Source organism: Agromyces sp. ISL-38 (assembly GCF_018613935.1).
GTDB lineage: Bacteria > Actinomycetota > Actinomycetes > Actinomycetales > Microbacteriaceae > Agromyces.
Genome location: NZ_JAGGPF010000013.1, coordinates 72,039 through 85,029, shown reverse-complemented (window position 1 = coordinate 85,029; position 12,991 = coordinate 72,039). Strand labels below are relative to the sequence as shown.

Genomic DNA, 12,991 nt, shown 5'->3' with positions numbered 1-12,991 from the left:
CGCAGCGCTGATGCTTGAGCTGTGTGATCGACGGACGTACCATCTGAGTATCCGGCAGAGTCGCCGGGTGCGGGCAGCCCACGAAGCGAGCCCGCCGACAGCGAGGATCGACGATGAACCCATCCGACCGAGACGCAACCGGGCTCCTCACGCGGCCCGACGACTTCGTACAGCTCGTCACTCCCACCGGCGAGCGCCGAGCCGACGCCGACTTCGACCCGTGGGTGAGTGACGTCGACACCGCGGCCCTCGGCCGGCTCTACCGCGACATGGCCATCGTGCGACGCCTCGACACCGAGGCCACCGCACTGCAGCGCCAGGGCGAGCTCGGTCTCTGGCCGCCCCTGGCCGGCCAGGAGGCCGCCCAGATCGGCTCGGCGCGCGCGATGCGCGACGACGACTTCGCCTTCACGAGCTATCGCGAGCACGGCGTCGCCTGGTGCCGCGGCGTCGGACCCGCCGAACTGCTCACGGTATGGCGGGGCACCGCCGCGTCAGGCTGGAACCCGTTCGAGCGCGGCATCGCGGTTCCGCAGATCATCATCGGCGCGCAGACGCTGCACGCCACTGGCTGGGCGATGGGCGCCACGTGGGAGGGGTCGGATGCCGCGGCCATCGCCTACTTCGGCGACGGAGCGACGAGCGAGGGCGACGTGAGCGAGGCGCTCATCTTCGCAGCGAGCTTCAACGCGCCCGTCGTGTTCTTCTGCCAGAACAACCAGTGGGCGATCTCCGAGCCCGTGGGGCTCCAGTCGAAGCAACCGCTCGCCCGTCGGGCCGACGGCTTCGGCATGCCCGGCATCAGGGTCGACGGCAACGACGTGCTCGCCGTGCTCGCCGCCACGAGGATCGCGCTCGATCGCGCCCGGCGTGGCGAGGGCCCGACGTTCATCGAGGCCGTGACGTACCGCCTCGGCCCGCACACGACCGCCGACGACCCCACCCGCTACCGCACCGAGGCGGAGCTCGACGAGTGGCGCGGGCGCGACCCCCTCACGCGCGTGCTCGCCCTGCTCGAGGACTCCGGCGTCGACTCCGCCGGGCTCGAGCGCGAGGTCGCGGCCGAGGCCGACCGCGCAGCTGCGGAACTGCGCAGCGCGTGCATCGCGATCGCCGATCCCGAGCCCCTGAGCGTCTTCGACCATGTCTACGTCGAGCCGAACAGCCATCTCGAGCGGCAGCGCACACACTACGTGCGCTACCTCGCGACCTTCGAGGAGACGGATGCCACGGCCGCCGGCGGTGCCGGCGCCGGCACGGAAGGCGGTGCGCGATGACGACCCTCACCTTGGCCAAGTCCCTGAACGCCGGGCTCCGGCGTGCCCTCGCCGACGATGAGAAGGTCGTGCTCATCGGCGAGGACATCGGCACGCTCGGCGGCGTGTTCCGCGTGACCGACGGCCTGAAGGCCGAGTTCGGCCCGACCCGCGTCGTCGACTCGCCGCTCTCCGAATCGGGGATCGTCGGCACTGCCGTCGGACTCGCCTACCGCGGCTTCCGGCCGGTCATCGAGATCCAGTTCGACGGGTTCATCTACCCCGCGTTCGACCAGATCGTCTCGCAGGTGGCGAAGCTGCACTATCGCTCACGCGGCACGGTGCGGCTGCCGATCACGATCCGGGTGCCGTTCGGCGGGGGCATCGGCGCCGCCGAGCATCACTCAGAGTCGCCCGAGGCGTACTTCGCGCACACCGCCGGTCTCCGCGTGATCGCGTGCTCGAACCCGGCCGACGCGTTCATCATGATCCGCCAGGCGATCGCGAGCGACGACCCGGTGGTGTTCTTCGAGCCGAAGCGGCGCTACCACGTGAAGGGCGAGGTCGACGAGCAGGCGAGCCTCGCCGACGCCCGCCCCATGGGGGTCGCGACGGTCGTCACGCCGGGCGATGACGTCACCCTCGTCACCTACGGGGCGCTCGTGCAGACCGCGCGCGACGCGGCGATCGCGGCCGAGGAAGACGGCGTGTCGATCGAGGTCATCGACCTGCGCTCGCTCGCGCCGGTCGACTATGCCACGGTGGAGGCATCCGTTCGCCGCACCGGCCGCCTCGTCATCACCCACGAGGCCGGCCAGCAGGGCGGGGTGGGCGCCGAACTTGCGGCGAGCATCACCGAGCGGTGCTTCGAGTTCCTCGAGGCGGCGCCGGTGCGCGTCACCGGTCACGACATCCCGTATCCGCCCGCCAAGCTCGAGCGGCACCAACTGCCCGATCTCGACCGCATCCTCGACGGCGTCGACCGGTCGCTCGGCCGCCCCAACTCGCTGAGCGGCGTCGAGGCGTGAGCGCGATGATCAGGGACTTCGCGCTGCCCGACCTCGGCGAGGGACTCACGGAGTCCGAGATCGTCGCCTGGCGGGTCGCCGTCGGCGACCACGTCGAGCTCAACCAGATCATCGCCGACATCGAGACCGCCAAGGCCGTCGTAGAGCTGCCGTCGCCGTTCACCGGCACGGTCACCGCGCTGCACGCGGCGGAGGGCGAGACGGTGAACGTCGGCGCACCGCTCTTCTCGTGCGACACGGGCGACGGCAGCGCACCCGAACGGGGCGACGAGGCCGCTTCGGCACCAGCCCCAGCTGCGGCCACCGCCGCCGCGCCGGCTGAACGCGAGACGGATGCCGCACCCGGCCCGAACCTCGTCGGCTACGGCGCGCGCGACGAGGGCGGGCCCAAGCGCCGCCCCCGCCGCACGGCGCTCGCCGACGATCTCGTACCGCCGGTGCCCGACACGGGCCACGCCGCCATCGGCACGGAGCCGGCCGAGGTCCTCGCATCCGAGACGAGGCGGGCGGAGCGTCCGCGATCCACGCCGCCGGTGCGCAAGCTCGCCCGCGACCTCGGCATCGAGCTCGAGCAGGTGACCGGCACGGGGGAGCGCGGGTTGATCACGCGTGCCGACGTCGAGCTCGCGGCATCCGGCGGCCAGATCATCCCGCCCCCCACCGAGGCGAGGCCGGCCGCTCGACCGGCGGAGACGAGGATTCCCATCCGGGGCGTGCGCAAGCACACCGCGGCCGCGATGGTGCGGAGCGCCTTCACGGCACCGCACGTGACCGAGTTCCTCACGGTCGACGTGACGGGCACGATGGAGCTGCTCCGAGGCATCCGTGACGACCGCGCATTCGCCGGCCACAAGGTCACGCCGCTCGCCGTCGTAGCGAAGGCGCTCTGCATCGCCGCCCGTCGCACGCCCGAGGTCAACGCGCGCTGGGATGAGCAGGCGCAGGAGATCGTGCAGTTCGGCGCCGTCAACCTCGGCATCGCCGCGGCGACCGAGCGGGGACTCGTCGTCCCGAACATCAAGGGTGCCGAGCGGATGACCCTCATCGAGCTCGCCGACGCCGTCACCGCCCTCGCCGAGACCGCACGCGCGGGCCGCACCGGTCCGGCCGACCTCAGCGGCGGCACGATCTCGATCACGAATATCGGGGTCTTCGGCATCGATGCGGGCACGCCGATCCTGAACCCGGGGGAGGCCGCGATTCTCGCGATGGGCGCCGTGCGCCGGCAGCCGTGGGAGCACCGCGGTGAGATCGCGTTGCGCGAGATCATGACGCTGAGCCTCTCGTTCGACCACCGGCTCGTCGATGGGGCGCAGGGCTCCCGGTTCCTCGCCGACATCGGAGCGATCCTCCGCGAGCCGGGTCTCGCGCTCACCATGGCGTGAGCCGCCGATCGGCGGGAGGATGGGTGCATGGACGGACGCAGCATCCTCTCGCCGACGGACACGACCGACGATCTCGAGGGCACCGCGTTCCGGCACGCCCAGAATCACCTCGTCGGTGCGTTCGCGACGGCGGACTTCCGCAGCGCGGTGCGCCTGCTCGATGCGGTCGCCGTGGTGGCCGACGAATTGAACCATCACCCCGACGTGCGGCTGGGCTGGGGGCGCGTCGAGTTCGCACTGACCTCGCATGACGTCGGCGGAGTCACTCCACGCGACGTCGAACTGGCGCTTCGCATCGGGGAGATCGCCGACCAGCTCGGCGCGACGGCCGAGTAGCGCCACGAGCCGGCGCCGGCGAGTCCGTCGGCCCCCGGCTCAGTCGAGCCGGTAGATCCGTTCCTCGATGTCGGTGCCACGCGCGTTCGCGAAGCCCACCTCGATGCCGACCTGGCGGAACCCGAGCTTCTCGAGCACGGCGATCGAACCCGCATTGTCGGCCGCGGCGCGAGCCCGCACCGGCCGCTCGCCGAGCGCCTCGAGGAAGAGCCGGATCGCCCGCGTGGCGATGCCCTCGCCCCAGCGTGCGGGGTCGATCCAGACGGTGATCTCGGGCGTGGCGTCCTCGAACCAGCGGGCGGCGCTGCCCACGATCGCTCCGTCGGCGCGAATGGTGCGCGCATCGACGCTGGGATCGTCGATGAGGCGTCGCCAGTGCGCGTCGAACATCGCGCGATCCGTCGGGTCGGGAGCGGTGAACGCGGCCATGCGCACCGCCTCCTCGTGCTGCCCGAACGCGAACAGTGCATCGAGATCCCCGGCGCGGGTGGCGCGCAGGGTCACGACATGAGGCTCGCCCATGCCATCTCCTCCAGGATGCCGCGGATGGTTCCGTCGGCCGGTCGGCGCCCGGGGATGCGGGCGCTGTGCGGAGTGGAGTTCAGGAGTCCGAAGGCGGCGTGTGCCCGGAACCTGAGCTCCGCCTCGGCCCGATCGGGCCGGAGTCTGGAGAGGGTGTCGACCCAGTGCTCGACGTAGCGTCGCTGGAGCAGTCGCACCTCGTGCCGTGCGCCGCGGTCGAGCTGCTCGAGCTCGCGGTCCTGCACGACGATGACGTCGGCCTCGCCCAAGGCGAAGTCCACGTGGAACCGGATGAGCGAGCGGAGCGCCTCGGCGGCGTCGGGCGCTTCGCCGAGCACGCGCTCGGCGCCGTCGAGGAGGGTCTGGCTCGCGCCCTGGAGGATCGCGGCGAGCACGGCGGCCTTGCCGGGGAAGTGCCGGTACACGGCCGGCCCCCTCACGCCGACGGCGGCTCCGAGGTCTTCGATCGTGACGCCCGCATAGCCGCGTTCGGCGAACAGGGTCGCCGCGGCGGCGAGGATCGCGGCACGGCGGTCGGCCTTCTGGCGGCTCCGCTCGGTGCGGGGCAGCGCGGCGTGGGCCACCGTGTCGTACGGTTCGAGGGTGCTTGCCATTGCGGTGAGTGCTCGCTAACATCGGGAATCGAGTTAGTGCACACTAACCGAAATGGCGTGCCGGGCACAAGAGGGCGCGCCGTCGACGGAGACGGGCGGAGCGGATGACGATCCTCACCACGGGCATCGACCCCACGAGCGAGTCCGCCCGGCGCAACGCCGACGATCACGTCGGTCTCGTGCGCGAACACCGTGACAAGCTCGCGACCGCCGCGCTCGGCGGCCCCGAATCCTCCCGTGAACGGCACGTCGCTCGCGGAAAGCTCCTCCCGCGCGACCGCGTCGATCGCCTCCTCGACGAGGGCAGCCCCTTCCTCGAGCTCTCACCGCTCGCGGCCGACGGCCTCTACGGCGGCGACTCGCCGGGTGCCGGCATCATCACGGGCATCGGCCTCGTGCACGGCCGCGCCGTCATGATCGTGTGCAACGACGCGACCGTCAAGGGCGGCACCTACTATCCGATGACCGTGAAGAAGCACTTGCGCGCCCAGGAAGTGGCGAAGGAGCACCGCTTGCCGTGCGTCTACCTCGTCGACTCGGGCGGCGCGTTCCTGCCGCTGCAAGACGAGGTGTTCCCCGACCGAGAGCACTTCGGCCGGATCTTCTTCAACCAGGCGCAGCTCTCCTCCCTCCGCATCCCGCAACTCGCGGCGGTGCTCGGCTCGTGCACGGCCGGCGGCGCCTACGTGCCGGCGATGAGCGACGAGAGCGTGATCGTGCGGAACCAGGGAACGATCTTCCTCGGCGGGCCGCCGCTCGTGAAGGCCGCGATCGGCGAGGTCGTGACACCCGAGGAGCTCGGCGGCGGCGACCTGCATTCGCGGGTCTCGGGCGTCACCGACCACCTCGCCGACGACGACGAGCACGCGCTCGAGCTCCTTCGCGACATGGTCGCGACGCTGCCGGCGCCCGCGGCCCGGGCATGGACCGTGCGCGAGCCCAGGGCGCCCGCCGTCGACCCGTCGGGGCTCACTGCAGCGGTCCCGGTCGACGTGCAGCAGCCGTACGACGTGCGCGAGGTCATCGCCCGGCTCGTCGACGCGAGCGAGTTCACCGAGTTCAAGCCCGAGTACGGCGACACGCTCGTGACCGGCTTCGCGCACCTCGACGGCCACCCCATCGGCATCGTCGCGAACAACGGCGTGCTCTTCAGCGAGTCGGCCATGAAGGGCGCGCACTTCATCGAGCTCTGCGACCAGCGCGGCATCCCGTTGCTCTTCCTGCAGAACATCTCGGGCTTCATGGTGGGCCGTGACGCCGAGGCGGGCGGCATCGCAAAGCACGGCGCGAAGATGGTCACCGCGGTCGCGACGACACGGGTTCCCAAGCTCACCGTCGTGATCGGCGGCTCGTTCGGGGCCGGCAACTACTCGATGTGCGGCCGGGCCTACTCGCCGCGGTTCCTCTGGATGTGGCCGAACGCGCGCATCTCGGTGATGGGCGGCGAGCAGGCGGCATCCGTGCTGTCGACCGTGAAGCGCGACCAGCTCGCGGTGCGCGGCGAGGAGTGGACGGATGCCGCCGCCGAGGAGTTCATGGCGCCGATCCGCGACCAGTACGAGACGCAGGGCAGTCCCTACCACTCGACCGCCCGGCTCTGGGACGACGGCATCATCGACCCTGCCGACACCCGCACGGTGCTCGCCCTCGCGCTCGAGCTCGCGAGCCGCACACCGCTGCCGGAGCCGGCCTTCGGCCTCTTCAGGATGTGATTCGGCTCAGGATCCGGATGCCGCTGCGGCGCGCGTGACCTGGCGCACTGCTTCGTCGACGCCGCCGTTCCACGGCGTGCCGTGGCCGGGCAGCACCCACGTGACGTCGAGGCCCTCGAGGCGCCGAAGCGAGGCGATCGCGGTGTCGGGGTCGTCGGTGAATGGCGCCGGCTGTGGCCCGTCGGCCCCCGTGAGCACGTGCCGCGTGGTGAGCGCGTCGCCGACGAAGACGGCATCGGCCACGGGAACGTGGATCGCGATGCTGCCGGGGGAGTGGCCGGGCATGCCGATCACCTGGGGAGCCCCGGGCAGGTCGAGCACGTCGCCGTCGTGGACATCGACGACCTCGGCGAGCGGCGTGGTGCGCAGCCCGCTTCTCGTGATGGCGTACCAGAGGAATCGCGCCGTGGCACCGAGCTTCAGGTGCCCCCACGCGGGCTTCGTCGAGACCTCGCCGCGCGCACGCGCGGCGTCGGCCTCGTGCACGTAGACCGGCACGCCGTGGTCGCGCCGGAGACGTTCGGCGAAGCCGATGTGGTCGCTGTCGCCGTGCGTGAGCACGACGCCGCGCACGTCGTCGAGCGAACGGCCCATCGCGGCGAGTTCGGCGGTGAGCTCCTTCCACTGGCCGGCGAGCCCGGCGTCGATGAGCGTGATGCCATCGGGGGTGTCGACGAGATAGACGGCGACGATGTCGTTGCCGATGCGGTGGAGGGACGGGCCGAGCTTCATCGTGTGTCTCGATTCATTCTGCTTGAGCGGATGATGGCTATGCTACATAGCTATCATAGCTACGGTCAATAGCCTAGAGTGGGATCGACGAACGGGGGAGCACCCATGCCGACACCGGAACGCACGTCGCTCGACGCCATCGTGAGCGCCGGGCGGGCGCTGCTCGAGAGCGACGGGCTCGACGGGCTCACCATGCAGGCCGTGGCGGCACGGGTGGGAGTTCGTGCACCCTCGCTCTACAAGCGGGTGCGGAACCGCGACGGGCTCATCGGCCTGATCGCCGACACCACGCTCCGCGAGCTCGGCACCCGCCTCGAGGCGGTCGTGAACGATCCGGCCGTTGATCCGCGAGCCGGGCTCCGCCAGCTCGCCCGCGAGGCCCGCGCCTTCGCGCACGAGCAGCCGGCGGGCTTCCGCCTCATCTTCGCTCCTGGCGCCGAGGTGCGCCTCGACGTTGCCTCGCTCGCCGCGTCGAGCGCGCCGGTGCTGCGAGTCGCCGCGGCGCTCGCGGGGGAGCGCGATGCCCTCCATGCCGCGCGCACCTTCACGGCCTGGGTGAACGGATTCGTGAGCATGGAGCTCGCCGGCGCCTTCCGGCTCGGCGGCGACGTCGAGCACGCGTTCGAGTACGGCGTCGAGCGCCTCGCCGATGCGGTGGCCCTTGTCAATCCAGTTAGTGGGCACTAACATCTATTCCAGTTTGTGTGCGTTAACTGATGGCGCGCATCGATCCTGCAGAGAGGCGGATTGACCGCATGGCCCAGGCGCCGCGCCCGTTCGAACGAGTGCTCGTCGCGAACCGCGGCGAGATCGCCGTGCGCGTCATCCGCACGCTGCATCGTCTCGGCATCCGGGCGATCGCCGTGTACTCCGACGCCGACGCCGATGCGCCGCACGTGCGAATCGCCGACGAAGCGGTGCGCATCGGCCCGGCGCCGGCCGCGCTGAGCTATCTCGACCCCGAGCGCATCGTCGCTGCCGCCGTCGCCACGGGCGCGGAGGCCGTGCATCCCGGATACGGGTTCCTCTCCGAGCACGCAGGGTTCGCGAGAGCCTGCCGCGCAGCAGGCATCGTCTTCGTGGGTCCCGGCGACGAGGCACTCGAGGTCATGGGCGACAAGATCAGCGCGAAGCGGCACGTCGCGGCATCCGGCGTCCCCATCGTGCCGGGGGTCGCCGACTCCGAGCTCGACGACGCAGCCCTGCTCGCGGCAGGTGAGGCGGTCGGCTTTCCGCTGCTCGTGAAGCCGTCGGCGGGCGGCGGCGGCAAGGGCATGCAGGTGGCCAGAGACGCAGCCGACCTCGCCGCGGCCATCCCGGCGGCCCGGCGGGTCGCCATCGCCGCATTCGGCGATGACACGCTCCTGCTCGAACGGCTCATCGAGCGCCCCCGGCACATCGAGGTGCAGGTGCTCGCGGATGCCGCGGGCGCCGTGATCCACCTCGGCGAGCGCGAGTGCTCGCTGCAACGCCGCCACCAGAAGGTCATCGAAGAGGCACCGTCCGCCCTGCTCGACGAGACCACCCGCAGCCGCATCGGGGCCTCGGCGTGCGACGCGGCCCGGAGCGTCGGCTACCTCGGTGCCGGCACCGTCGAGTTCCTCGTCTCGGATGCCGCCCCAGACGAGTTCTTCTTCATCGAGATGAACACACGTCTCCAGGTCGAGCATCCCGTGACCGAGCTCGTCACCGGCGTCGACCTCGTCGAGCAGCAACTGCGGATCGCCGCAGGGGAGCCGCTCGCGCTCGCGCAACACGAGGTGCGCCTCACCGGCCACGCGATCGAGGCGAGGCTCTACGCGGAGTCGCCGCACCGCGGCTTCCTCCCGTCGACGGGAGAGGTGCTCGTCTGGCGTGAGCCCGAGGGCGACGGGATCCGGGTCGATGCCGCTGTGCGCGCGGGCCAGGAGGTCACTGCCCATTACGACCCGATGCTCGCCAAGGTCATCGCGCATGGCGCCGATCGCGCCCAGGCGATCGAGCGGCTCGACCACGCGCTCGCCGACACCGTCGTGCTCGGCGTCGACACCAACATCGGCTTCCTCCGACGGCTCCTTGCCGAGCCCGCCGTTCGCGAGGGCCACCTCGACACGGGACTCATCGACCGGATGCCGGAGGCGAGCCTGAGCGACCCGTCACACGCGCTCCTCGAGCCTGCCGCGAGCTGGATCGCTCGACACGACGAACTCGCGCGCGCCGCCGCCGCCGACGGCCCCTCTGCGTGGCGCTCGGCCACCGGCTGGCGCCCGGGCGTCGTCCGCACGCAGACGGTGCTGCTCGCCCCGCGCGACCACCCGCGCGAGCCCCAGCCCGTCGACGCCGTGCCCACCGACGAGCAGGGCGACTCGCAGGCGATCGTGGCCGAGGATGCCGACGGTGCGGTGTGGGTGCACCGCGCCGGCGAGACGGCCGCGTTCCTGCGAGTCGACCGGCGAGCCCGCGCAGAACTGCGACGTGCGGGCGTCGAGCGCGGCACGCTCGCGGCCGACCCCGAGCTCCGCGCGCCGATGCCCGGCACCGTGACGGCCGTGTTCGTCGACGACGGCGACACCGTCGAAGCGGGCGACGCCGTCGTGGCGATCGAGGCCATGAAGATGGAGCACCGCGTCATCGCGACCCTCGACGGCACCGTGCGGCTCGCCGCCGCGATGGGCGATCTCGTCGCCCGTGATCAGGCCGTGGCCCGTATCGAGCCGCACCCCGAGACACCCCACCACGAATGAGGAGCAGCAGCATGCAGTACGACCTGAGCCCCGAGGAGCAGGAGCTCTCCGATCGCGTCGCCGACTTCGCCGACACCGTCGTCGCCCCGGCCGCCTACGAGTACGACACGAAGCGGCGTCTCCCGATGGAGATCATCGCCCAGATGGGCGAGTTGGGCCTCTTCGGCCTGCCGTTCCCCGAGGAGCTGGGCGGCGGGGGCAAGGACTACTTCCAGCTCTGCCTTGCCGTCGAGGCGCTCGGCCGTGTCGACCAGTCGATCGGCGTGACCCTCGAAGCCGGCGTCGGCCTCGGCATGATGCCGATCTACCGCAATGGCAGCGACGAGCAGCGCGCCGAGCTGCTGCCCGACCTCATCGCCGGCCGCGCGCTGGCGGGCTTCGGCCTCACCGAGGCCAAGGCAGGCTCAGACGCCGGAGCCACCCAGACGACGGCCGTCCTCGACGGCGACGAGTGGGTGATCAATGGGTCGAAGCAGTTCATCACGAACTCCGGCACCCCCATCACGAAGTTCGTCACCATCACCGCCGTCACGGGCGAGAAGACGGCGCCCGACGGCAGCGTGAAGAAGGAACTGTCGTGCATCATCGTGCCGAACGGCACGCCGGGCTTCACCGTCGGCGAGAGCTACGACAAGGTCGGCTGGCACACTTCCGACACGCATCCGCTCACGCTCACCGACGTGCGGGTGCCCGCGTCGAACCTCCTCGGCGCTCGGGGGCGCGGCTACGCGAACTTCCTGCAGACCCTCGACGAGGGCCGCGTCGCCTTCGCGGCACTCGCGACCGGCGCAGCGCAGGGGTGCCTCGAAGAGGCGCTGCGCTACGCGAAGACCCGCGTGGTGTTCGGCGCCCCGATCGGCTCGAACCAGCACATCGCGTTCAAGATCGCGAAGATGCAGGCGCGCGTGCACCAGGCACGGCTCGCGTGGCATGACGCAGCGCGCAAGCTCGTGGCCGGCAAGCCCTTCAAACTCGAGGCGTCCATTGCCAAGATGGTTTCCGGGGAGGCGGCCATGGACAACGCGCGCGACGCCACGCAGATCTTCGGCGGCTACGGGTTCATGAACGAGAACCCGGTCGCCCGGCACTACCGCGACTCCAAGATCCTCGAGATCGGCGAGGGCACGACCGAGGTGCAGCTCATGATCATCACCAGGGAACTCGGCCTCACCGCCTGACGGGCGCCGAGCGGATGCCGCGAACGGCCAGCACGCGAAGGAGCGACATGCACGCCAGCGACGACACCGGTGCGGTGCCCGAGGTGCGCCGCGAGGTGCTGCAGCGCGGCCTCTGGTTCGAGGAGTTCGAACCAGGGACCCGCTACCTGCACAGGCCCGGTCGCACGGTCACCGAAGCCGACAACGTGCTCTTCACGACCCTCACGATGAACACGCAGGCCCTGCACCTCGATGCGGCGTGGGCCGAGACGCAGCCGTTCGGGCAGCGGCTCGTGAACTCGATGTTCACGCTCGCGACGATCGTCGGGGCATCCGTGGCCCAGCTCACGCAAGGCACGATCGTGGCGAATCTCGGCTTCACCGAAGTCGCCTTCCCTGCACCGCTCTTCCACGGCGACACCCTCTACAGCGAGAGCCTCGTCGTCGGCACCCGCCCTTCGGCCTCGCGCCCGGGCCAGGGCGTCGTCACCCTCCTGCACGTCGGGCGCAACCAGCACGGAGTCGAGGTCGCGAGGGCGACCCGCTCGGTGCTCGTCTGGTTCCGCGAGGCAGGGGAGGGCCAGCCCACTGCGTCGCGAGTCGCAACGGCGCCCGAGGGAGAGGAGGCGAGCGGATGACGCATCCGCCGTTCCGCTTCGGCCCCGCCCTGCTCTTCTGCCCGGCCGATCGCCCCGACCGCTACGCGAAGGCCCTCGATCGCGCCGACGCCGTGATCCTCGACCTCGAGGACGCGGTCGCCGACGACGCGAAGGCCGCCGCGCGTGCGGCGATCGTGGGCACGCCGCTCGACCCCGAGCGCGTCATCGTGCGGGTGAACCCCGCGTCCAGCCGGCACTTCGCGGCAGACCTCGCCGCGCTCGCCGAGACCCCGTACACCACGGTCATGCTCGCCAAGTGCGAGGGCACCGCCGACCTCGTCGACCTCGTCGACGTCGAAGTCATCGCGCTCTGCGAGACGGCCAGGGGCGTGCTCGCGGCGGCGGAGATCGCGGCGATCCCGAACATATCGGCGCTCATGTGGGGCGCCGAAGACCTCGTCGCCTCCCTCGGCGGCTCGTCGAGCCGCCATGCCGACGGCCGCTACCGCGACGTCGCGAAGCACGCCAGGTCCCAGGTGCTGCTCGCGGCCGGGGCGCACGGGATCGCCGCGATCGACGCCGTGCACCTCGCGCTCGACGATTCGCCGGGACTCCGCGCCGAAGCCGAGGACGCCGCGGCGCTCGGGTTCGCCGCGACGGCGTGCGTGCATCCGGGGCAAGTGCACATCGTGCGCGCCGCCTACCGTCCCGATGCCGACAGCCTGGAGTGGGCGCGGGCCGTCATCGCCGCGGCGGCCGACGAGCCCGGCGTGTTCGCGTTCCGGGGCGGAATGGTCGATGCGCCGGTGCTCCAGCAGGCCGCGGCGCTGGTGCGGCGCGCCGGCAGCTGAGCGGGGGTCGGATCGCGAGGTCGCGCTGCCGGGACAACACCCAGCTGGGAGCAAGGCCCGACAGAGATTGCGACCG

13 protein-coding genes are annotated in these 12,991 nt (G+C 71.4%); 10 read left to right on the top strand and 3 right to left on the bottom strand.

The window, feature by feature from the left end; all coding sequences use genetic code 11:
* Positions 1-113 precede the first annotated feature (113 nt).
* From pdhA to J7E25_RS15480, 4 genes are read left to right on the top strand one after another with little or no spacing between them, the layout of a single operon-like run.
* Positions 114-1,277 carry a pyruvate dehydrogenase (acetyl-transferring) E1 component subunit alpha gene (gene pdhA / locus J7E25_RS15495; RefSeq protein ID WP_214871063.1) on the top strand — a complete coding sequence of 388 codons (1,164 nt, stop codon included), beginning with the start codon at positions 114-116 and terminating at the stop codon, positions 1,275-1,277.
* Entirely contained in the window at positions 1,274-2,284 is a 1,011-nt protein-coding gene (locus tag J7E25_RS15490; RefSeq protein WP_214871062.1) for an alpha-ketoacid dehydrogenase subunit beta, read from the top strand. Before pdhA ends, J7E25_RS15490 begins: the two co-directional genes overlap by 4 nt.
* A gap of 5 nt (positions 2,285-2,289) precedes the next feature.
* On the top strand, positions 2,290-3,669 hold the full coding sequence (locus J7E25_RS15485) for a dihydrolipoamide acetyltransferase family protein (protein WP_214871061.1): 1,380 nt from the start codon (positions 2,290-2,292) through the stop codon (positions 3,667-3,669).
* Between the two features lie 27 nt (positions 3,670-3,696).
* Positions 3,697-4,005, top strand: coding sequence for a 4a-hydroxytetrahydrobiopterin dehydratase (locus tag J7E25_RS15480; protein ID WP_214871060.1), 309 nt, complete (start codon positions 3,697-3,699; stop codon positions 4,003-4,005).
* A 39-nt stretch (positions 4,006-4,044) separates the two neighbouring features.
* Here J7E25_RS15480 and J7E25_RS15475 read toward each other — a convergent pair whose 3' ends face one another.
* On the bottom strand, positions 4,045-4,527 hold the full coding sequence (locus J7E25_RS15475) for a GNAT family N-acetyltransferase (protein WP_214871059.1): 483 nt from the start codon (positions 4,525-4,527) through the stop codon (positions 4,045-4,047).
* Positions 4,506-5,141, bottom strand: a complete 636-nt coding sequence (locus tag J7E25_RS15470) for a TetR/AcrR family transcriptional regulator (protein ID WP_214871058.1) — start codon at positions 5,139-5,141, stop codon at positions 4,506-4,508. The genes J7E25_RS15475 and J7E25_RS15470 overlap by 22 nt, the downstream gene beginning before the upstream one ends.
* A 104-nt stretch (positions 5,142-5,245) precedes the next feature.
* On the opposite strand from J7E25_RS15470, the gene J7E25_RS15465 reads away from it, so the two are divergent.
* The gene (locus J7E25_RS15465; protein WP_214871057.1) at positions 5,246-6,853 is read left to right on the top strand and encodes a carboxyl transferase domain-containing protein; all 1,608 of its coding nucleotides are present in this window, start codon (positions 5,246-5,248) and stop codon (positions 6,851-6,853) included.
* 6 nt (positions 6,854-6,859) lie between these two features.
* Here J7E25_RS15465 and J7E25_RS15460 read toward each other — a convergent pair whose 3' ends face one another.
* Positions 6,860-7,585, bottom strand: a complete 726-nt coding sequence (locus J7E25_RS15460) for an MBL fold metallo-hydrolase (RefSeq protein ID WP_214871056.1) — start codon at positions 7,583-7,585, stop codon at positions 6,860-6,862.
* A gap of 105 nt (positions 7,586-7,690) precedes the next feature.
* Between J7E25_RS15460 and J7E25_RS15455 the strand changes: the two genes are divergently transcribed.
* The 5 genes from J7E25_RS15455 (at position 7,691) to J7E25_RS15435 (ending at position 12,915) form a co-directional block, all read left to right on the top strand.
* On the top strand, positions 7,691-8,272 hold the full coding sequence (locus tag J7E25_RS15455) for a TetR/AcrR family transcriptional regulator (RefSeq protein ID WP_214871055.1): 582 nt from the start codon (positions 7,691-7,693) through the stop codon (positions 8,270-8,272).
* A gap of 68 nt (positions 8,273-8,340) precedes the next feature.
* Positions 8,341-10,308: a biotin carboxylase N-terminal domain-containing protein gene (locus tag J7E25_RS15450; protein WP_214871054.1), complete on the top strand. Its 1,968-nt coding sequence runs from the start codon at positions 8,341-8,343 to the stop codon at positions 10,306-10,308.
* Between the two features lie 11 nt (positions 10,309-10,319).
* Positions 10,320-11,486 carry an acyl-CoA dehydrogenase family protein gene (locus J7E25_RS15445; RefSeq protein ID WP_214871053.1) on the top strand — a complete coding sequence of 389 codons (1,167 nt, stop codon included), beginning with the start codon at positions 10,320-10,322 and terminating at the stop codon, positions 11,484-11,486.
* Positions 11,487-11,533: 47 nt separating this feature from the next.
* Positions 11,534-12,103, top strand: coding sequence for a MaoC family dehydratase (locus J7E25_RS15440; RefSeq protein ID WP_214871052.1), 570 nt, complete (start codon positions 11,534-11,536; stop codon positions 12,101-12,103).
* Entirely contained in the window at positions 12,100-12,915 is an 816-nt protein-coding gene (locus J7E25_RS15435) for a CoA ester lyase (RefSeq protein ID WP_214871051.1), read from the top strand. The genes J7E25_RS15440 and J7E25_RS15435 overlap by 4 nt, the downstream gene beginning before the upstream one ends.
* Positions 12,916-12,991: the final 76 nt, after the last annotated feature.